The organism is Burkholderia sp. EMB26, from assembly GCF_024730645.1.
In the GTDB taxonomy this organism is placed as follows: domain Bacteria; phylum Pseudomonadota; class Gammaproteobacteria; order Burkholderiales; family Burkholderiaceae; genus Burkholderia; species Burkholderia cenocepacia.
The window spans coordinates 236,587-256,969 of record NZ_CP078070.1; the positions used below are offsets into that span (position 1 = coordinate 236,587).

At 68.1% G+C, this 20,383-nt stretch carries 21 protein-coding genes; 19 read left to right on the forward strand and 2 right to left on the reverse strand.

Going from position 1 to position 20,383, the window contains the following annotated elements; genetic code table 11:
* Positions 1 to 11 precede the first annotated feature (11 nt).
* Together KU887_RS01120 and KU887_RS01125 are read left to right on the forward strand one after the other, a co-directional pair.
* Positions 12 to 893: a BadF/BadG/BcrA/BcrD ATPase family protein gene (locus KU887_RS01120; RefSeq protein ID WP_062911069.1), complete on the forward strand. Its 882-nt coding sequence runs from the start codon at positions 12 to 14 to the stop codon at positions 891 to 893.
* Between the two features lie 161 nt (positions 894 to 1,054).
* Positions 1,055 to 1,879, forward strand: coding sequence for a Cof-type HAD-IIB family hydrolase (locus KU887_RS01125; protein WP_006489316.1), 825 nt, complete (start codon positions 1,055 to 1,057; stop codon positions 1,877 to 1,879).
* Positions 1,880 to 2,018: 139 nt separating this feature from the next.
* Here KU887_RS01125 and aqpZ read toward each other — a convergent pair whose 3' ends face one another.
* On the reverse strand, positions 2,019 to 2,762 hold the full coding sequence (gene aqpZ, locus KU887_RS01130; protein WP_006489324.1) for an aquaporin Z: 744 nt from the start codon (positions 2,760 to 2,762) through the stop codon (positions 2,019 to 2,021).
* 299 nt (positions 2,763 to 3,061) lie between these two features.
* Here aqpZ and KU887_RS01135 point away from each other — a divergent pair, with 299 nt between their 5' ends.
* Positions 3,062 to 3,358: an H-NS histone family protein gene (locus KU887_RS01135; RefSeq protein WP_006489320.1), complete on the forward strand. Its 297-nt coding sequence runs from the start codon at positions 3,062 to 3,064 to the stop codon at positions 3,356 to 3,358.
* Positions 3,359 to 3,461: 103 nt separating this feature from the next.
* On the opposite strand, the gene KU887_RS01140 is transcribed toward KU887_RS01135, so the two are convergent.
* On the reverse strand, positions 3,462 to 4,526 hold the full coding sequence (locus KU887_RS01140) for a glycosyltransferase family 4 protein (RefSeq protein ID WP_006489318.1): 1,065 nt from the start codon (positions 4,524 to 4,526) through the stop codon (positions 3,462 to 3,464).
* A 663-nt stretch (positions 4,527 to 5,189) separates the two neighbouring features.
* On the opposite strand from KU887_RS01140, the gene flhD reads away from it, so the two are divergent.
* The 16 genes from flhD to KU887_RS01220 all read left to right on the forward strand — a co-directional run bounded on the left by flhD (position 5,190) and on the right by KU887_RS01220 (position 20,203).
* Complete coding sequence (gene flhD / locus KU887_RS01145; protein WP_011350590.1) at positions 5,190 to 5,510, forward strand: flagellar transcriptional regulator FlhD; 321 nt, start codon at positions 5,190 to 5,192, stop codon at positions 5,508 to 5,510.
* A 92-nt stretch (positions 5,511 to 5,602) separates the two neighbouring features.
* Positions 5,603 to 6,157 carry a flagellar transcriptional regulator FlhC gene (gene flhC, locus KU887_RS01150; RefSeq protein ID WP_006493184.1) on the forward strand — a complete coding sequence of 185 codons (555 nt, stop codon included), beginning with the start codon at positions 5,603 to 5,605 and terminating at the stop codon, positions 6,155 to 6,157.
* 180 nt (positions 6,158 to 6,337) lie between these two features.
* Positions 6,338 to 7,198: a flagellar motor stator protein MotA gene (gene motA, locus KU887_RS01155; RefSeq protein ID WP_006482649.1), complete on the forward strand. Its 861-nt coding sequence runs from the start codon at positions 6,338 to 6,340 to the stop codon at positions 7,196 to 7,198.
* 13 nt (positions 7,199 to 7,211) lie between these two features.
* Positions 7,212 to 8,231 carry a flagellar motor protein MotB gene (motB, locus tag KU887_RS01160; protein ID WP_006482647.1) on the forward strand — a complete coding sequence of 340 codons (1,020 nt, stop codon included), beginning with the start codon at positions 7,212 to 7,214 and terminating at the stop codon, positions 8,229 to 8,231.
* A gap of 24 nt (positions 8,232 to 8,255) precedes the next feature.
* On the forward strand, positions 8,256 to 8,633 hold the full coding sequence (locus KU887_RS01165) for a response regulator (RefSeq protein ID WP_006482646.1): 378 nt from the start codon (positions 8,256 to 8,258) through the stop codon (positions 8,631 to 8,633).
* Between the two features lie 33 nt (positions 8,634 to 8,666).
* Complete coding sequence (gene cheA / locus KU887_RS01170; RefSeq protein WP_105866223.1) at positions 8,667 to 10,928, forward strand: chemotaxis protein CheA; 2,262 nt, start codon at positions 8,667 to 8,669, stop codon at positions 10,926 to 10,928.
* Positions 10,929 to 10,975: 47 nt separating this feature from the next.
* Positions 10,976 to 11,491 (forward strand): chemotaxis protein CheW, encoded by a 516-nt coding sequence (cheW, locus tag KU887_RS01175; RefSeq protein WP_006486165.1) that lies wholly within the window; start codon positions 10,976 to 10,978, stop codon positions 11,489 to 11,491.
* A gap of 37 nt (positions 11,492 to 11,528) precedes the next feature.
* Positions 11,529 to 13,487: a methyl-accepting chemotaxis protein gene (locus KU887_RS01180; protein WP_258252361.1), complete on the forward strand. Its 1,959-nt coding sequence runs from the start codon at positions 11,529 to 11,531 to the stop codon at positions 13,485 to 13,487.
* Between the two features lie 3 nt (positions 13,488 to 13,490).
* Positions 13,491 to 14,483, forward strand: a complete 993-nt coding sequence (locus KU887_RS01185; RefSeq protein WP_058901983.1) for a CheR family methyltransferase — start codon at positions 13,491 to 13,493, stop codon at positions 14,481 to 14,483.
* A complete protein-coding gene (cheD, locus tag KU887_RS01190; protein ID WP_006497454.1) occupies positions 14,480 to 15,238 on the forward strand; it encodes a chemoreceptor glutamine deamidase CheD in 759 nt (252 codons plus the stop codon). Before KU887_RS01185 ends, cheD begins: the two co-directional genes overlap by 4 nt.
* Positions 15,235 to 16,326, forward strand: coding sequence for a chemotaxis response regulator protein-glutamate methylesterase (locus tag KU887_RS01195; protein WP_012492268.1), 1,092 nt, complete (start codon positions 15,235 to 15,237; stop codon positions 16,324 to 16,326). Before cheD ends, KU887_RS01195 begins: the two co-directional genes overlap by 4 nt.
* Positions 16,327 to 16,393: 67 nt before the next feature.
* The gene (gene cheY, locus KU887_RS01200; RefSeq protein WP_006485893.1) at positions 16,394 to 16,789 is read left to right on the forward strand and encodes a chemotaxis response regulator CheY; all 396 of its coding nucleotides are present in this window, start codon (positions 16,394 to 16,396) and stop codon (positions 16,787 to 16,789) included.
* A 2-nt stretch (positions 16,790 to 16,791) separates the two neighbouring features.
* Complete coding sequence (gene cheZ, locus KU887_RS01205) at positions 16,792 to 17,523, forward strand: protein phosphatase CheZ (protein WP_077056049.1); 732 nt, start codon at positions 16,792 to 16,794, stop codon at positions 17,521 to 17,523.
* A 259-nt stretch (positions 17,524 to 17,782) separates the two neighbouring features.
* A complete protein-coding gene (locus KU887_RS01210) occupies positions 17,783 to 18,286 on the forward strand; it encodes a DUF2844 domain-containing protein (RefSeq protein ID WP_012492269.1) in 504 nt (167 codons plus the stop codon).
* A gap of 16 nt (positions 18,287 to 18,302) precedes the next feature.
* On the forward strand, positions 18,303 to 19,541 hold the full coding sequence (locus KU887_RS01215; protein ID WP_006497451.1) for a DUF3443 family protein: 1,239 nt from the start codon (positions 18,303 to 18,305) through the stop codon (positions 19,539 to 19,541).
* Between the two features lie 164 nt (positions 19,542 to 19,705).
* The gene (locus KU887_RS01220; protein ID WP_006485888.1) at positions 19,706 to 20,203 is read left to right on the forward strand and encodes a VOC family protein; all 498 of its coding nucleotides are present in this window, start codon (positions 19,706 to 19,708) and stop codon (positions 20,201 to 20,203) included.
* The last annotated feature ends 180 nt before the right edge of the window (positions 20,204 to 20,383 follow it).

Here is a 20,383-nt window from a genome sequence, read left to right on the forward strand (position 1 = left end):
CGGGATGAAGCATGGCGGCATTACTTTTTGCGATCGGCATCGACGGCGGCGGCACGGGCACGCGCGCGGTACTGGCCGACCGGGACGGGCGCGAGCTGGCGCAGGGGCGCGGCGGCCCGTCGGGGCTCGGTCTCGGCATCGAGCGGGCATGGGCGTCGATCGGCGCGGCGTGCGCGGACGCGTTCACGCAGGCCGGTCTCGCGTTCGACTGGTCGCAGTGCACGCTCGGCTGCGGGCTGGCCGGCGTCAACAACGCGGCGTGGCTCGCCGCATTCCGCGCGCAGGCGCCGCTCGGCGCGCTGGCGATCGAAAGCGACGCGTATACGACCGTCGTCGGCGCGCACGGCGGCGCGCCGGGGCTCATCGTCGCGCTCGGCACCGGCAGCATCGCGGCGGCGCTCGACGCGGCCGGCGCGTGCCGGATCGCGGGCGGCTTCGGCTTTCCGTCCGGCGACGAGGCGAGCGGCGCGTGGCTCGGCGTGCGCGCGCTCGCGTATGCGCAACAGGCGCTCGACGGCCGCGTGCCGCGCGACGCGTTCGCCACGGCGCTGCTCGCGGAAACCGGCGCGCACGATCGCGATGCGCTCGTCCAGTGGTCGTGCGACGCGAACCAGACGATCTACGCGCGTCTCGCGCCGATCGTGTTCGCGCACCGCACGCATCCGGTCGCGCGCGCGCTGATCGCGCAGGCTGGCGACGAGATCGGCAAGATGATCGACGCGCTCGATCCGCAGCACGCGCTGCCGGTCGCGCTGTGCGGCGGGCTGGCGGACGCGCTCGCGCCGGCCGTGCCGGCGCGGCATGCCGCGCGGCTGCGCGCGCCGCTCGACGATTCGGCGCATGGCGCGCTGCGGCTCGCGCTCCAGGCGTTGCGGGCGGCGGAGGGAGCCTAAGCCGAGTGGAGCGCGCGCGGCGAATGCCGCATCGCAGCAGCGCCGCAGGCGGCGCCCGGCCGGTAACCGCGAGGCAACCACCCGGCAACCGCCCGGCGCGCTGCCGGGCCCGACGTTAAAATGACGCTTCCTCCGTGCCCCGAGCGTCACTCTCCCGTCCCATGTACAAAGTCATCGCCACCGATCTCGACGGTACGCTGCTGAACAGCGACCACCAGCTCGACCCGTACACGATCGACACCGTTCGCCGGCTCGACCGCGACGGCGTGCAGTTCGTGATCGCCACGGGGCGCCACTATGCGGACGTCGCCGGCATTCGCGACGTGCTCGGCATCCGGCCGTACCTGATCACGTCGAACGGCGCACGCGTGCATGCGCCGGACGACACGAAGATCCACGGGCAGGACATCGACGCAGCGATCGTGCGCAGCCTCGTGCAGCCGGAAGTCGTCGGCGCGCACGGCCGCGTGATCGTCAACCTGTTTACCAACGACGGCTGGCTGATCGACCGCGAAGCGCCGCACCTGCTCGAATTCCACCAGGATTCGGGCTTCCGGTACGAGGTGATCGACATGGCCGCGCACGACGGCGCCGATATCGCGAAGGTGCTGTATATCGGCGAGCCGGCCGATCTGGCGGTCGTCGCCGAGCAGATGCGCGTGCAGTTCGGCGATACGCTGTACGTCACGTACTCGCTGCCCGACTGCCTCGAAGTGATGACCGCGAACGTGTCGAAGGGCCGCGCGCTGCGCACGGTGCTCGCGCGGCTCGGCGTCGACACCGGTCACTGCATCGCGTTCGGCGACAACATGAACGACATCGACCTGCTCGAAACGGCCGGCCATGCATTCATGATGAACAACGCGAACCCCGACCTGATCGCGCGGCTGCCGCACGTCCCGCGGATCGGCAACAACTTCGACGCGGGCGTCGCCCGCCACCTGCGCACGCTGTTCTCGCTGGAAGACGACGTCGTCGCGTCCTGAGCGTCCTGAGCGCCCGCCCGGGCGCGTATTCCGCGCGGAAATGAAAAACGGGCGCCAGGGGCGCCCGTCGAAATTGCCTGCCTCGATGTTCTTCGACAGCGTGAGGCTCGCTGCTCTGCTCGCTTGACCCCGTAGTGTTTTATTCGCTTGTGCGAGCGGATGCCGGCAGCAGGTCGACGGCGTCGTCACGCCCGGCGACCAGCGGGTAGATGATCCCCGCGAGTACCGCGCCGATCAGCGGCGCGACCCAGAACAGCCAGAGCTGGCCGATCGCGTCGCCGCCCACGAACAGCGCCGGGCCGGTCGAGCGCGCCGGGTTCACCGACGTGTTGGTGACCGGAATCGAGATCAGGTGGATCAGCGTCAGGCACAGCCCGATCGCGATCGGCGCGAAGCCGGCGGGCACCCCGCGCTTGTCGGTCGCACCGAGGATCACGAACAGGAAGAAGCCCGTCATCACGACTTCGCAGATGAACGACGCGGCGAGCGAGTAGTGGCCGGGCGAGCGATCGCCGAAGCCGTTCGTCGCGAAGCCGCTGCCGACGACGTCGAAACCCGGCTTGCCGGTTGCGATCAGGTACAGCACGAATGCGCCGAGCGTGGCGCCGACGACCTGCGCGACGATGTACGGCGCGAGGTCGCGTGCCGGGAAGCGGCCGGCAACCGTCAGGCCGACGCTCACCGCCGGATTCAGGTGGCAACCCGAGATGTGGCCGATTGCGAATGCCATCGTCAGCACGGTCAGGCCGAAGGCGAGTGCGACGCCGGCAAAGCCGATGCCGAGGCCCGGAAAGGCGGCGGCCAGCACGGCGCTTCCGCACCCGCCGAGCACCAGCCAGAACGTGCCGAATACCTCTGCAGCGAGACGCTGAGAAAGATTCATGTAAGGACCTCGTCCAAGTGGGTTGAAGACCCCGGCCGACGCAACGGATTTATTTCGTCGTCCGGAATTGGTCTGGATTATAGGAAATGAATCGGGTCCGGGAGGGTAAACGATTGTTAAATTTGAATGGCTGACGAATGCCTTTTATTAGAATAAGTCCGCATTCTCGATATAGACGATTCGGTTAAAGATGGCAGCATTAATTTCGAAGGGCAGGGCGGCAGTGCAGACGACGTAACGGATGTTGGTGTCCCGGCCGGATTCGCCGGGGCCGCATCATCGAAAAGGGGAGTCGAAAAATGTCTCAATACGCGAAACTCAAGGCGCAGATCGCCGATCTGCAGGCCCAGGCGGACGACGTGCGCCGCCAGGAAGTGGCAGCGGTGATCGCCGATGTCCAGCGAATGATTGCCGAATATGGCCTGACGGCCCAGGACCTGGGCTTCGCGGAACGGGCACGGCGCGGGCGTCCGCCGAAGAAGGCGCCGTTGCCGCCTAAATACCGCGATCCGAAGTCGGGTGCAACCTGGAGCGGGCGTGGCAAGCCGCCGAATTGGATCGTCGGCAAAAACCGCGATCGTTTCCTGATCGAGTGACCGAAAGCCCAATAGAAAGAGCCGCATCGACGATGCGGCTCTTTTGTTTTGCGCGCCGATTTCGGCGCGGATTTTACGGTCTATTTCGGCGCGGATTTCCGTGTCAGGCGCCCGCGACCCGGCGCAATGCCGGTTGCTTGGTTGCCGCGCAAAGCGATTCGTAAGTTTCGACGTAACGCCGCGCCATTGCCTTCGAGCTGAAACGCGTGTCGAAACGTTCGCGGATCGCGGGGCGCGACAGGCTGTCGATCCGGTGCAGCGCGCCGACCGCGCCCTGCACGTCTTCGACGATGAAGCCGGTCACGCCGTCCTCGATCACTTCCGGCACCGAGCCGCGGTTGAACGCGACGACCGGCGTGCCGCAGGCCATCGCCTCGATCATCACCAGGCCGAACGGCTCCGGCCAGTCGATCGGGAACAGCAGCGCCTTCGCGCCGGACAGGAACGCGGGTTTTTGCGCTTCGTTGATCTCGCCGATGAATTCGACATGCGCCTGGTCGAGCAGCGGCTCGATCACTTCCTTGAAGTAGTCGGCGTCGGCCTTGTCGACCTTCGCGGCGATCTTCAGCGGCAGCCCGCTTTGCGCGGCGATCCGGATCGCGGTGTCGACACGCTTTTCGGGACAGATCCGGCCGAGGAACGCGAGGTATTCGGGCTTCACGTCCGGCTGCGGCGTGAGCAGCGTGTCGGGCAGGCCGTGGTACACGGTGCCGGCCCACGCGGCCTGCGGCAGCGGCTTGCGCTGGTTGTTCGAGATCGACACGACCGGCGAATCGGGGAACGCGTCGAACACGGGCTGCAGTTCCGGCAGGTCGAGGCGGCCGTGCAGCGTCGTCACGTACGGCGTGTCGAGGCGCGACATCAGCGGGAACGGCAGGTAGTCGAGGTGGAAGTGCAGCACGTCGAATTCGTGCGCGACCCGCGCGACCTGCTCGAGGAGCCGCATATGGGGCGCCATCGAATCGCGGACCGACGGGTCGAGCCGCAGTGCGCGCGGCCAGGCCGCCTCGAGACGGGCCGACGTGACGGAGTCGCCGCTGGCGAACAGCGTCACGTCATGGCCGAGTTCGACGAGCGCCTCGGTGAGGTAGGACACGACACGCTCGGTGCCGCCGTAGAGTTTCGGCGGGACGGCTTCGTAAAGCGGCGCGATCTGGGCAATTCGCATGGGTGTTCTCCTGTGTCGATCCATGGGCGCGACGGCGCCGATGCGGATCCCGTACAAGGTTGCGGAACTTGCCGACACACGCGGTTGGCGGTACGTGGCCGGGCCCTGGGCGGATGCGCGGAGCGCCGGACGGCAAGCTGCGGGGCGGGCCGGCACGGCTCGCGCCGCCGCCCATTGGAGTCCATTATCGATATCGCCCTGAGGGGTTCGAGTGTTTTTTCAAACACTTAAGGCTTGTTACACGATGAAATACGCAAAAACCCCGAGAAAAAGGGCGCGGAATCGTGAATCGAGATGGCCACAACTATTGTTGCGCTATCGTGAAAAAGCACTATAATTTTTACCGATCCGATTGCCGGCAGCCTTGCCGGCAAGCCTTCCACGCCTGGTGCGACGGCCGTCGGGCGTCTCGCAACCGAATCCGCGTTGCAACCCGTTTTTCCGAATCCCCTTTCAATCCGCCTTGTCGGAAAAATTCCTACACGGTTTACAGACAAATCCTGCACGGCATACGCCACTTCGCTGATACCGGCATAAATGCCGTTTGGCCAAAATTCGCCCTGTAAGACTATAAACGAGCCGGCTGAGCGTCCAGTGCGCACTGACCGAGCAAACGTTTTCATAACATGAATGGCCAAAGCAAAGCTCTTTAACGGGGGAATCATGAGCGCTACCAGCGAAATGCTCAGTGAGATCAAAGAGGTCAACCTGTCGTACCTCCTCCTCGCGCAACGACTGCTGCGGGAAGACAAGGCGATGGGTATGTTCCGCATGGGCATTTCCCAGGAACTCGCCGACGTGCTCGCCAACCTCACGCTCGCGCAGACCGTGAAGCTGGCCGCGTCCAACCAGATGCTGTGCCGCTTCCGCTTCGATGATCACGCGCTGCTGTCGTCGCTCGCCGACAAGGGCCGCAGCGACGTCGTCGCGCACGCCCACTCGGCCATCCTGATGGCCGGGCAGCAGGTCGAAGGCGTCCGCTGATCCATCCCGCCTTGCGTCTGTCCCGGCGTGTCGCGCCGGCCGGCGGCGTATTGGCCATTCATTCGAATAACGTCAAGCGGACGGTTATCACCATGGCAAGCAAAAGCGTCGTGATCGAGGTGAAGGAAATCACCCTCGCCATCGAACTGATCGAACTGGGCGCCCGGCTGCAGCTGCTGGAGGCGGAGACGAGCCTGTCGCGGGACCGTCTGATCAAGCTGTACAAGGAACTGAAGGGCGTGTCGCCGCCGAAGGGGATGCTGCCGTTCTCGACCGACTGGTTCATGACGTGGCAGCCGAACATCCACTCGTCGCTGTTCTACAACATCTACCGGTTCATGCAGGACCACGGCCGCTGCGAGCCGATCCAGTCGATCGTGAAGGCGTACCGGCTCTATCTGGAGCACGTGAACCTGTCCGGCGACGAGGCTGCGCTGAGCCTCACGCGGGCATGGACGCTGGTGCGCTTCTTCGATTCGGGGATGCTGCAGATGACCCCGTGCACGCGCTGCGGCGGCCATTTCGTCGCGCATGCGCATGATCCGCATCAAGGTTTCGTGTGCGGCCTGTGCCAGCCGCCGTCGCGCGCCGGCAAGACCCGCAAGGCCGCCGCCGCGCGCGCCGAACTGGCTGCCGCCGTGGCCTGAGCGCCCGCCGGGCAGGGCCGGACGGGGCGCGAGCGGCGCCCCCGGGGCCGCACGAATCGTCTGCGCATTGCTGGTAAACACCGTCGGGCCGCCGCCGGGCGGCCGCGAAAGTTTTCCTGCCGACTGCCGTAAACCTGTTTAACGGCGGTCTCCCCGCCGGTCTTTCGTGAGGGACAGGCAGTGCTGATTATCGTGGGAACACTCGTGACGCTGTTGTCCGTCTTCGGCGGTTATGCGCTGGCAGGCGGGCATCTGGGCGCCTTGATCCAGCCCGTCGAGATCCTGATGATCGCGGGCGCCGGCGTCGGCGCGTTCATCCTCGGCAACGGCGGCAAGACCATCAAGGCCACGCTGCGCGTGCTGCCGACGCTCTTCAAGGGCTCGAAATACACGAAGGATGTCTATATGGAGCTGATGGCGCTTCTTTACGTGCTGCTCGCGAAGGCACGCAAGGAAGGCACGCTGACGCTCGAGGCCGACATCGACGATCCGCAAAAGAGCCCGATCTTCACGCAATACCCGAAGATCCTCGCCGATCACCACATCGTCGAATTCCTGACCGACTACCTGCGCCTGATGGTGGGCGGCAACATGAACGCGTTCGAGATCGAAAGCCTGATGGACGAGGAGATCGAGACGCACCACGCGGAAGGCGAAGGCCCGGCGCACGCGCTGATGCGCGTCGGCGACGCGATGCCGGCGTTCGGGATCGTCGCGGCCGTGATGGGCGTCGTGCACACGATGGCCTCGGCCGACAAGCCGCCGGCGGTGCTCGGCGCGATGATCGCGCAGGCGCTGGTCGGCACGTTCCTCGGCATCCTGCTGTCGTACGGGCTGATCGGGCCGCTCGCGAGCCTCGCGGAGCAACGCGTCGCCGAGTCGACCAAGATGTTCCAGTGCATCAAGGTGACGATCCTCGCGACGCTGAACGGCTATGCGCCGGCGATCGCGGTCGAGTTCGGCCGCAAGGTGCTGTTCTCGACCGAGCGCCCGTCGTTCTCCGAGCTCGAAGAGCACGTGCGCCGCGTGAAGGCGAAGTGACGCGGAGCGACCGATGAGCAAGAGCAAGGATCGCGCGATCGTCGTCAAGCGGGTGGCCCCGGCGAAGAAGGGCCACCACGGCGGCGCATGGAAGCTCGCGTACGCGGACTTCATGACCGCGATGATGGCGTTCTTCCTGCTGATGTGGCTGCTGAGTTCGGTCACGCCGGTGCAACTGAAGGGGATCGCCGAATACTTCAACATGCCGCTGAAGGCCGCGATTCTCGGCAGCGGCGATCGCAGCTCGCAGGATTCGAGCATCATCAACGGCGGCGGCCGCGACCTGTCGAGCGTCGACGCCGGCACGCTGCGCCGCACCGACGGCACGACCTCGCTCGCCGAGCGCCTCGCGAAGGCGGGCGACGAAAATTCCCGGTCGCAGGCCCAGGGCGCGCAGGACCGGCTCGAGCAGACGCGCCTGCACGATCTGCAGATCAAGCTGATGGCCGCGATCGAGGCCAATCCGACGCTGCGCCAGTTCAAGCAGCAGATCCGCATCGATTCGACGCTGATGGGGCTGCGCATCGAGATCGTCGATACGCAGAAGCGGCCGATGTTCGCGATGTCGAGCGATCGCGTCGAGCCGTACATGCGCGACATCCTGCGCGAGATCGGCAAGACGCTGAACGACGTGCCGAACCGGATCATCGTCCAGGGCCACACCGACGCCGTGCCGTACGCGGGCGGCGAGGGCGGCTACAGCAACTGGGAGCTGTCGGCCGACCGCGCGAACGCGTCGCGCCGCGAGCTGATCTCCGGCGGCATGGACGAGGCGAAAGTGCTGCGCGTGCTGGGCCTCGCGTCGACGCAGAACCTGAACAAGGCCGATCCGCTCGATCCGGAAAACCGCCGGATCAGCGTGATCGTGCTGAATCGCAAATCCGAAGAAGCGCTGATGCGCGACGATGCGACGACGACGACGTTGTCCGCCGACGCGGCCGGTTCGAAGCTGCTCGCGCAGCAGCTCGGCGGCCCGACGCCGGCGGTGCGTCCGGTCGTGGCGAGCGCCGTCGCCGTGGCGCCGAAACCCTGACGTTTCCAAGATTCCGAGACAGACATGATCCGAACCATTCTCGCCATCGACGACTCCGCGACCATGCGTGCGCTGCTGCAGGCCACGCTTGCGCAGGCCGGCTACGACGTGACGGTGGCGCCGGACGGCGAAGCCGGCTTCGACATGGCCGCGACGGCGCCGTACGACCTGGTGCTGACCGACCAGAACATGCCGCGCAAGAACGGGCTCGAGGTGATCGCGGCGCTGCGCAAGCTGACCGCGTACGCGGACACGCCGATCCTCGTCCTGACGACCGAGGGCAGCGATGCCTTCAAGGACGCCGCACGCGACGCCGGCGCGACCGGCTGGATCGAAAAGCCGATCGATCCGGGCGTGCTGGTCGAGCTGGTCGCGACGCTGTCCGAACCGGCTGCCTCCTGACATGAACGCGACGAATTCAACCGGTGACCGGGCATGACTCTCGACATCACTCAGTTCTACCAGACCTTTTTCGACGAAGCCGACGAGCTGCTCGCGCAGATGGAGCAGCTGCTGCTGAACCTCGACGTCGATGCGCCCGATCCCGAGGATCTGGCGGCGATCTTCCGCGCCGCGCACTCGATCAAGGGCGGCGCGGCGACGTTCGGCTTTTCCGCGCTGACCGATACGACGCACATCCTCGAATCGCTGCTCGACCGCGCGCGCAACCATGAGCTGACGCTGACCAAGGACATGGTCGACGCGTTCCTGGAAACCAAGGACGTGCTGTCCGACCAGCTCGTCGACTACCGCGCGAGCGCCGAACCGGACGCGGCCGCCGCCGCGGCGATCTGCGCGAAGCTCGAACGGCTGAAGGCCGAAAGCGGCGCGGGTGCGCCTGCCGCCGCCGAGGCCGCGCCGGTTGCGCCGGTCGCCGCCGCGGCCGTCGCGCCGGCTGCCGAACCCGCCGCTGCCGGCGACCGTGCGCCCGATCACGTGGTCGAACAGGCCGTCGCGGCCGCGCATCCGGCGGCCGACGCCGGCGCCGGCGGCCCGCACCTGAAGATCACGCTGGTCGGCGTCGATGCGAAGGACCAGGCGCTGCTCACCGAAGAACTCGGCAACCTCGGCCGGATCGTCGGTCGCGAGGAAGCGGGCGCGGATCTGTCGCTGTGGGTCGAATCGGACGTCCCGTCGGACGACATCGTCGCCGTGTGCTGCTTCGTGATCGACGAAAGCCAGATCCGCGTCGCGCACGGCACGGCGCCGGCCGCGCAGGCGGCACCGGCCGCCGCGCAGGACGCGGCCGCCGCGGTGGCCGCCGAACCGGCCGCCGCCCCGCCGCCCGCGCGCGTCGAGGTGTTCGCGCCGCAGGCCGCCGCCGCGCAGCCGGTTGCTTCGGCGCCGGCCGAGCCGGCGGCCGCAGCCGCCGCGCAGCCGCAGCCGCCGTCGCAACAGCACGCGCAACCGCAGCCCGCCGAGCACGCGGCGCCGGCCGCCGCGCATCACGACGACAAGCGCGCGCGCCCGGCCGCCGCGGCCGCGGCGGGCGCCGAAGGCAGCTCGATCCGCGTCGGCGTCGAGAAGGTCGACCAGCTGATCAACCTCGTCGGCGAACTGGTGATCACGCAGGCGATGCTGGCCGAGACGGCGAGCGCGTTCGATCCGGCGCTGCACGACCGCCTGTTCAACGGGATGGCGCAGCTCGAGCGCAACGCGCGCGACCTGCAGGAAGCGGTGATGTCGATCCGCATGATGCCGATGGACTACGTGTTCAGCCGCTTCCCGCGGCTCGTGCGCGATCTCGCCGGCAAGCTCGGCAAGCAGGTCGAACTGGTCACGTTCGGCCAGGCGACCGAGCTCGACAAGAGCCTGATCGAACGGATCATCGATCCGCTCACGCACCTGGTGCGCAACAGCCTCGACCACGGCATCGAAACCGTCGACAAGCGCGTCGCCGCCGGCAAGGACGCGGTCGGCCAGCTCGTGCTGTCGGCCGCGCATCACGGCGGCAACATCGTGATCGAGGTGAGCGACGACGGCGCGGGCCTGAACCGCGAGCGGATCCTCGCGAAGGCCGCGAAGCAGGGCATGCAGATCGCCGAGAACATCAGCGACGACGAAGTCTGGCAACTGATCTTCGCGCCGGGCTTCTCGACCGCCGAGACGGTGACCGACGTGTCGGGCCGCGGCGTCGGCATGGACGTCGTGAAGCGCAACATCCAGTCGATGGGCGGCCACGTCGAGATCACGTCGCTGGCCGGCCGCGGCACGACCACGCGGATCGTGCTGCCGCTCACGCTGGCGATCCTCGACGGGATGTCGGTGAAGGTGGGCAGCGAGATCTTCATCCTGCCGCTGAACTTCGTGATGGAGTCGCTGCAGCCGTCGAACGACGACATCTACACGGTCGGCAACGGCGAGCGCGTGGTGCGCGTGCGCGGCGAATACCTGCCGCTGGTCGCGCTGCACGAGGTGTTCTCGGTCGAGGACGCGCGCACCGACCCGACGCAGGGGATCGTCACGATCATGGAAACCGAGGGGCGCCGCTTCGCGATGCTGATCGACGAGCTGGTCGGCCAGCAGCAGGTGGTCGTGAAGAACCTCGAAACCAACTACCGCAAGGTCCATGGCATCTCGGCGGCGACCATCCTGGGCGACGGCAGCGTCGCGCTGATCGTCGACGTCGCGGCGCTGAACCGCGAAACCCGTGCGACGCACGGCGCCCGTGCCGGCGCCGAGCTCGCCGTCTTCTGACTCTCGCCATCAACCGATTGGGGGCAAACGTGTCTGCTGAAGTCCAAATGATCAATCCGGCCGCGGCGAACGCGGCAACCAGCCGCCGCGACGCGGAACAGGGCGACGCGACGGGCCAGGAATTCCTCGTGTTCACGCTCGGCGACGAGGAATACGGGATCGACATCCTGAAAGTGCAGGAAATCCGCGGCTACGACAGCGTCACGCGCATCGCGAACGCGCCGGAGTTCATCAAGGGCGTGATCAACCTGCGCGGGATCATCGTGCCGATCGTCGACATGCGGATCAAGTTCCACCTCGGCCGGGTCGAGTACGACCACCAGACCGTCGTGATCATCCTGAACGTGTCGAACCGCGTGGTCGGGATGGTGGTCGACGGCGTGTCGGACGTGCTGACGCTGCAGACCGACCAGATCATGCCGGCGCCGGAATTCGGCGCGACGCTGACGACCGAGTACCTGACGGGCCTCGGCACGGTCGACGGCCGGATGCTGATCCTGATGGACATCGAGAAGCTGATGTCGAGCCGTGAAATGGCGCTGATCGAGACGCTCGGCGGGTAAGCGCGCCGCGCGCGCAGCAATTTCGGGAGAATCTGCAATGTTGCATAACTGGTCGATCCGCACGACGCTCACGGCGGTCGGACTCATCCTCGTGTGCCTGGCCGCCGCGGTCGGCGGGCTCGGCCTCTACGCGCTGAATCACGCGAGCCGTTCGCTCGACGAGATCGCGCACGTCGACCTGCCGGCGATCCACACGCTGGACGACACGGCCGCGTACCTGCTGCGCTCGCGCGTCGCGCTCGATCGCTTTCGTACGCTGACCGAAGCCGGCAATGCGGCCGACGCGGCGAAGGTGCTCGATCGCGCGCAGGAGCTGTATGCGAAGTCGAACCAGAACTGGCAGACGTTCCAGTCGACGCCGAAGCTCGGCGTCGAGCAGGCGCTCGTCGACGAGCTCACCGCGCGTTACACGACGATCATGAAGGAAGGCGTCGAACCGGAATTCGCCGCGGCACGCGCGGGCGACATGGCCGCGTACCACGCGATCGCCGACGCGAAGATCAGCCCGATGTTCGTCGCGTTCGACCAGACGGCGGCAGCCGTGATCGCCGCGCTGCAAAAGCGCGCGGAAGAACGCCAGGCCGCGACGCAGTCGCAGATCTCGATGATGATCGCGCTGATCGCGGCCGGCATCGCGATCGCGTTCGTCGTCGTGATCGCGATCCGCTTCGCGCTGCGCGGGCTGATCGTCAAGCCGCTGGAAGATGCGATCGCGCACTTCGAGCGCATCGCCGGCGGCGACCTCACGCAGCCGGTGAACGTGTTCAGCACCAACGAGATCGGCCGCCTGTTCGGCGGCATCAAGCGGATGCAGGACGCCGTCACGACGATGGTGCAGGCCGTGCATCGCGGCACCGAATCGATCGACGTCGGCGCGCGCGAGATCGCGACCGGCAACATCGACCTGTCGCAGCGCACCGAGGAGCAGGCCGCGTCGCTGCAGGAAACCGCGTCGAGCATGGAGCAGCTGACCGGCACCGTGCGGCAGAACGCGGAAAACGCGCGGCAGGCGAGCCAGCTCGCGGTGAACGCGTCGGACATCGCGACGCAGGGCGGCGACGTGGTCGGCCAGGTCGTATCGACGATGCAGGACATCGCGGCCAGCTCGGGCAAGGTCGTCGACATCATCGGCACGATCGAGGGCATCGCGTTCCAGACCAACATCCTCGCGCTGAACGCGGCCGTCGAAGCGGCGCGGGCCGGCGAGCAGGGCCGCGGCTTCGCGGTGGTCGCGGGCGAGGTGCGCTCGCTCGCGCAGCGCAGCGCGAGCGCCGCGAAGGAAATCAAGCAGCTGATCGGCGATTCGGCCGAGAAGGTCGACAGCGGGTCGGCGCTCGTCGCGCGCGCCGGCGCGACGATGGAAGAAATCGTGCAGGCCGTGCGCCGCGTGACCGACATCATGGGCGAGATCAGCGCCGCGTCCGACGAGCAGTCGACCGGCATCGAGCAGGTCAACCGCGCGGTCGGCCAGATGGATGCGGTCACGCAGCAGAACGCGGCGCTCGTCGAGCAGGCGGCCGCCGCGGCCGCGTCGCTCGAGGAGCAGACGCGCCAGATGAAGGCGATCGTGTCGGGCTGGCGCGTCGCGGGCGGCATCGTGCTCGCGCCGGCGCGCAGCGTCGCGCGGCCGGTGGCCCATGAACCGGCGGCGCTGCCGTCGGACGCGCGCCACGACGCGCCGGTCGCCGCGCTGCCGGCGCCGCAGGCCGCGGCCCAGCCGGCGGCACGGCGTGCCGCGCCGGCGTCGCGCGCGGCCGCCGCGGGCGCCGACCACGAACCGAAGCGGGCGGCCGACGCCACTGCGCGTACGCAGAAGGACGCACCGGCTTCCCGCGGCGGCGCCGCCGCAGGCGGCTACGGCCCGCGTCTGGCGAAGACCGCCGCAGCGGCGGACAAGCCGGCCGCGAAACCCGCGCTCGTGCGCCCGGCGCTGAACGGCGAGAAGCCGGCGCTGGCGGCCGCCGGCACGTCCGACGACGACTGGGAGACCTTCTAAGCCATGCAGCACGCGCGTGCGCCGTTTCGACCCGATGCACCGGATGCCTCGCCTCGCGCGGGCGAGCCGGGGCGCGACTTCGCGTTCACCGGCGCGGATTTCGCACGCATCCGCGCGCTGATCCATCAACGCGCGGGCATCTCGCTGTCCGAGCACAAGCGCGACATGGCGTACAGCCGTCTCGCGCGACGGCTGCGGGCGCGCGGCCTCGACACGTTCCGCGACTACCTCGACCTGCTCGAGCAGGAAGACGATCCGCTCGAGTGGGAAGCGTTCACCAACGCGCTGACGACCAACCTGACCGCGTTTTTCCGCGAGTCGCACCATTTCCCGATCCTGTCGGAATTCGTGAAGGGGCGGCCGGCGCCGGTGTCGGTCTGGTGCTCGGCGGCGTCCACCGGCGAGGAGCCGTACTCGATCGCGATCACGCTGATCGAGGCGCTCGGCGAAACGGCGGCGCGCAGCGCGTCGATCCTCGCGACCGATCTCGACACGCAGGTGCTCGCGAAGGCCGAAGCCGGCATCTATACGTACGACCAGGTCAAGCACCTGTCGCCGGAGCGGCTCAAGCGCTTCTTCCTGAAGGGCACGGGCGCACAGGCCGGCCGCGTGAAGGTGCGCCCCGAGCTGCGCGCGATGATCCGTTTCGAGCAACTGAACCTGACCGATGCCGACTACGGGATCGGCAAGCCGTTCGACGCGATCTTCTGCCGCAACGTGATGATCTATTTCGACAAGCCGACGCAGGGGCAGGTGCTGTCGCGCTTCGAGCCGCTCGTGAAGCCGGGCGGCCTGCTGTTCGCCGGCCATTCGGAGAATTTCACGTACGTGACGCAGGCGTTCCGGCTGCGCGGGCAGACGGTGTACGAACTGACGCGCGACGCCGCTCAGGGCGCACGGTCGCGCGGCGCACAGGCGAGCACGGCGGCCGCGACGTCGTCGCCTGTGCGTGCGCGGGCCGCGGGCAGCGCGCCCGCCTATGGAGAGCGCGGATGAGCGCACTGCCGATCGCGACCAATCGCTACTTCGACAACCACTTCGAGCGCCCCGGCGTGAAGCTGTTGCCGAACGAGTTCTACACGACGTCCGAGGACATGGTGCTGATGACCGTGCTCGGCTCGTGCGTCGCCGCGTGCCTGCACGACCCGTATGCGGGCATCGGCGGGATGAACCACTTCATGCTGCCGGACGACGGCGCCGATCCGGGCGCCGCCGCGTCGGAATCGATGCGCTACGGCGCATATGCGATGGAAGTGCTGATCAACGAGCTGATCAAGGCCGGCGGGCGCCGCGAGCGCTTCGAGGCGAAGGTGTTCGGCGGCGCGGCCGTGCTGGCCGGGATGACGACGATCAACATCGGCGATCGCAACGCGGATTTCGTGCGCCGCTATCTCGCGCTCGAGCGCATCCGCATCACCGCGGAAGACCTGCAGGGCGTGCATCCGCGCAAGGTCGCGTTCATGCCGCACAGCGGGCGCGCGATGGTGAAGAAGCTGCGGCTGCAGGTGCCGGGCGTCACCGAGCGCGAAGCCGCGCTCGCGCGCGAGGCCGATCGCCTCCGCACCGCACGCACGCGTGCGCACGTCGAGCTGTTCGCCGCGAAGCGGCCTGCCGCGCCGCAACCGGCGCGCCCGCGCATCGAGCTGTTCGGCGCGCGTGGCGCCGCGCCGGCCGGCAGCGGCGGTGCGCGGACGGCTGGCCCGCAAGGGAGCCCGTACGCGGCGAACCTATCAAGAAAGCAGGAGGCATGACCGCAGTGCAGAAGATCAAAGTATTGTGCGTCGACGATTCGGCGCTGATCCGCAGCCTGATGACCGAGATCATCAACAGCCAGCCCGACATGACGGTGGTCGCGACCGCGCCCGATCCGCTCGTCGCGCGCGAGCTCATCAAGCAGCACAACCCCGACGTGCTCACGCTCGACGTCGAAATGCCGCGCATGGACGGGCTCGACTTCCTCGAGAAGCTGATGCGCCTGCGGCCGATGCCGGTCGTGATGGTGTCGTCGCTGACCGAGCGCGGCTCGGAAATCACGCTGCGCGCGCTCGAACTCGGCGCGGTGGATTTCGTCACGAAGCCGCGCGTCGGGATTCGCGACGGGATGCTCGACTACGCGGAAAAGCTCGCCGACAAGATCCGCGCGGCGTCGCGCGCGCGCGTGCGCCAGGCGCCGCAGCCGCAGGCCGCCGCGCGCACGGCGGACAGCGCCGCGGCCGCGCCGATGATCAACAACCCGCTCGTCAGTACCGAGAAGCTGATCATCATCGGCGCGTCGACGGGCGGCACCGAGGCGATCCGTGAAGTGCTGACGCCGCTGCCGCCGGATGCGCCGGCCGTGCTGATCGCGCAGCACATGCCGCCGGGCTTCACGAAATCGTTCGCGCAGCGACTGAACGGCCTGTGCCGGATCGCGGTGAAGGAAGCCGAGCATGGCGAACGCGTGCTGCCGGGCCATGCGTACATCGCGCCGGGCCACGCACACCTGTTGCTCGCGCGAAGCGGCGCGAATTATATTGCGCAACTGTCGGACGAGCCGCCGGTGAACCGGCACCGCCCGTCGGTCGACGTGCTGTTCCGCTCGGCGGCGACGCATGCGGGCAAGAACGCGATCGGCGTGATCCTCACCGGGATGGGCCGCGACGGCGCGGCGGGCCTGCTGGAAATGAAACGCGCGGGCGCCCACACGTTCGCGCAGGACGAAGCGAGCTGCATCGTGTTCGGGATGCCGCGCGAGGCGATCGCGCTCGGCGGCGCGGACGAGATCGCGCCGCTCGCCGACATGAGCCGCCGCGTGATGGCGCGCCTGGCGACGATGGGCGACCGCGTGCAGCGCGTGTGAATGGAATGTCACGGGGCGCGTGCCACGATACGCGTCCCGACGGAAACGAATCTGGAAAGGAACGACGATGGACAAGAGCATGAAAATCCTGGTGGTGGACGATTTCCCGACGATGCGCCGGATCGTCCGCAACCTGCTCAAGGAACTGGGCTATTCGAACGTCGACGAGGCCGAGGACGGCCTGGCCGGACTCGCGCGGCTGCGCGGCGGCGGCTATGACTTCGTGATCTCGGACTGGAACATGCCGAACCTCGACGGCCTCGCGATGCTGAAGGAAATCCGCGCGGACGCGACGCTCACGCACCTGCCGGTGCTGATGGTCACGGCCGAGTCGAAGAAGGAGAACATCATCGCGGCCGCGCAGGCCGGCGCGAGCGGCTACGTCGTGAAACCGTTCACGGCCGCGACGCTCGACGAGAAGCTGAACAAGATCATCGACAAGATGGCCAAGGCCGGGAGCTGAACGTGAACGAGCCGATCCATGCGGCGCTCGCCGGCGCGGCGATCAACGCCGACGGCCATGCCGAAGGCGCCGATTACGCGAGCGACCGGATCCTCGCGCGCATCGGCCACGTCACGCGCACGCTGCGCGATTCGATGCGCGAGCTCGGGCTCGACAAGCACGTCGAGCGCGCGGCGGAAGCCGTGCCGGATGCGCGCGACCGGCTGCGCTACGTCGCGACGATGACCGAGCAGGCCGCGGTGCGCGTGCTGAATGCGATCGAGATCGCGAAGCCGATGCAGGAGCGCATCCAGAACGAGGCCGAGGCGCTCGACGTGCGCTGGGCGCAGTGGTACGCGGCGCCGATCGAGCACGCGGAAGTGCGCGAGCTGATGGACGATACGCGCACGTTCCTGCGCACGCTGCCCGAGTCGACGTCGGCGACTCGCGCGCAGCTGCTCGAGATCATGCTCGCGCAGGATTTCCAGGATCTGACCGGCCAGGTGATCAAGAAGATCATGGACATGGTCTACCTGATCGAGCAGCAGCTCCTCACGGTGCTCGTCGAGAACATCGCGCCGGAGCGGCGCGAGCAGTTCGCGGCCACCGCCGCCGCGTTCGCGGCCGAGCAGATGAGCGCGACCGGCAGCCCCGAATCGCTGCTGAACGGCCCGCAGATCGCGCCGGAAGGCAAATCCGACGTCGTCCAGGACCAGGGGCAGGTCGACGACCTGCTCGCCAGCCTCGGCTTCTGACCCGGTCGCCACGCATCGGCGCGCCCCCTTCCGCGGGGGCGGCCGATGCGCGCATTCCCCGTTCCCGCCGCGTTTTCCCGTGTCCGCCGCCGATGCGCCGCGCGGCGTGATCCTGCGTCGAATTGACACGTGGCCACACTCAGCAGGCATACTACGCGTCAGCAGCAACGTAGCGTCATTCGTAAGATTCATAAGTTGGCAGGCGGCGGGGGCCGACGGCGGCGCCGTCGGCAACGAAGCCAGTCCCTTGGGGGGGAACGTGAAGCTGAAACGCTTGGGCTGGACCGTCGCGCACGCGACGGCTGCAATGAGTGTGCTGTGGGCCGTCCACGCACATGCGGAACTGGGCGGCGCACCGATGTCGCCGCCGGCGGACGATCAGGCCGCCACCGTGCGGGCGCTGCAGCGCGCGATGCGCTCGGCGGACGGCGTGCAGACGAGCACGGCCGCCTATACCGTCCGCGAGATCACGCTCGGATCGGGCACCGTCATCCACGAATACACGTCGGCCGCCGGCAGCGTGTTCGGCCTCGCATGGCGCGGGCCGACGATGCCGGATCTCGCGTCGCTGCTCGGCAGCTATTTCCCGCAGTACACCGCCGGGGTCCAGGCGGCGCACCAGGCGCGCGGCTGGCGCGCGCCGGTGGCCGTCGAGACGAGCGGCCTCGTGATCCGGACGGGCGGCCACATGGGCGCCTTCTCCGGCCAGGCATGGCTGCCGTCGGCGCTGCCTGCCGGCGTGGCCGGCACCGATATCCAGTGACAGCGGGAGAGCGACCTTGAGCATTCCTCGTACATTCAAGCGCTGGCTCGGCGTGCTGGGCCTCCTGGCCGCGACGGCCGTACTCGTGACGGCATGCGGCGGCGGCGATGGCGGCGGCGGCAGTGCGGGCAACGGCGGCAATACGGGCGGCAACGGCTCGGGCGGGTCCGACGGCAACAGCGGCAACACGGCCGTCATCACGGTCGGCGCCGGCGCCGCGAACGTGATCAACATCCCGACCATCAGCTTGAAGGTCTGCGTGCCGGGCACGTCGAACTGCCAGATCGTCAACAACGTGCTCGTCGATACCGCGTCCTACGGGCTGCGGCTCGTCGGCAGCGCGGTGGCGGGCGTGCACGACAGCCTGCCGCAGGTGACGAGCGGCGGCGCGCCGGTCGCCGAATGCGGCAAGTTCGTGTCGAGCTACACGTGGGGCTCGGTGCGCACCGTCGACCTGTCGATCGGCACCGAGCAGGCGAGCTCGCTGCCCGTGCAGATCATCGGCGACCTCGGCACGACCAACGTGCCGAGCTCGTGCACGAACGGCGGCGCGTCGGCCAACTCGACCGGCGCGCTCGGCGCGAACGGGATCCTCGGCATCGGGCCGGCGCCGTACGACTGCGGCACGACCTGCGCGACGTCGACGTCGACGAGCAACAACTACTACGCGTGCCCGAACGGCGACAACGCAAGCTGCACGGTCGCGCTCGTGCCGCTCGCGCAGCAGGTGGCCAACCCCGTGCATCGGTTCGCGAACAGCGACGGCGTGAGCGTGCAGATGCCCGACATCTCGTCCAGCGGGCAGGGGAGCGCAACCGGCACGCTGACGTTCGGCCTGCCGAACCTGAGCGGCAAGACGGTGATGACGTCGACCACGACCGGCGACGTCAGCGCGACGTTCCAGGGGCGCAACGTGACCGCGTTCTTCGATACGGGCTCGAACGCGTATTTCTTCAACGATTCGGCGCAGACGGTCTGTTCGAGGAACACGGAGTTCTACTGCCCCGCGACCACGACCTCGTACTCGGCCACGCTGAGGGGCCAGAACGGCGCGTCGGGTACCGTGTCGATGCCGGTCGCGAACGCGGATTCGCTGTTCTCGAACCCGTCGACGTTCGCGTTCAACGACATCGCGGGCCCGTTCGGCTCGTCCAGCTGGCTCGACATCGGCATGCCGCACTTCTACGGCAAGACGATCTACTTCGGGATGGACAAGACCGCGAGCGGCGGCGCGCAGCCGTTCGTCGCGTTCTGACGCGGCACGGCCGGACGCAGGAACGAAGGGGGCGAGCGATCGCCCCCTTTTTTTATCCGGCGTGCGGTGCGCGCGCTACGAGCCGGCGCGCCGCCAGGCGCCGGCGCAGCGGCTACGATGTAAGACCGGCACCGGTGCCGGCACGACATCGAGGAGACAGCGCCATGACCCAGCGTATCCAGCGCATCACGCCGTTCCTGTGGTTCGACCGCGACGCCGAGGCGGCGGCCGCTTTTTACGTATCGGTGTTCGACAACGCGCGCATCGTGCACGTCGCGCGCTACGGCAAGGCTGGCGCGCACGCGTCCGGCAACGCCGAGGGCGCGGTGATGACCGTGGCGTTCGAGCTCGACGGGCAGGCGTTCGTCGCGCTGAACGGCGGCCCCGTGTTCCAGATGACGCCGGCCGTGTCGTTCGTCGTCAACTGCCGCGACCAGGACGAGATCGACCGTTACTGGGCGCGCCTGTCCGAAGGCGGCGACGAGCGCGCGCAGCAATGCGGCTGGCTGCGCGACCGCTTCGGCGTGTCGTGGCAGGTCGTGCCGGTGCAGATGGCCGAGCTGATGACGGGCGACCCGGCCCGCGCCGAGCGCGTGATGGCGCAGGTGATGACGATGAAGAAGCTCGATCTCGACGCGCTGCAGCGGGCGGCGGCTGGCTAGGGCCTGTTCACGCCAATAACGGGCTTGCGCTGGCCCCGGAAAGGGCCGGGCGCAAGGATTGCGACGAAGCGAAGACTCGACGTATTCGCGACGAGCATGACGTGGCGATCGGCCCGTCCGGGGGCCGTTGCGTCGGGGCCCGCTTTCCCCGCCTCTTCCCGTTTTCCCGCCCGTCGTTTC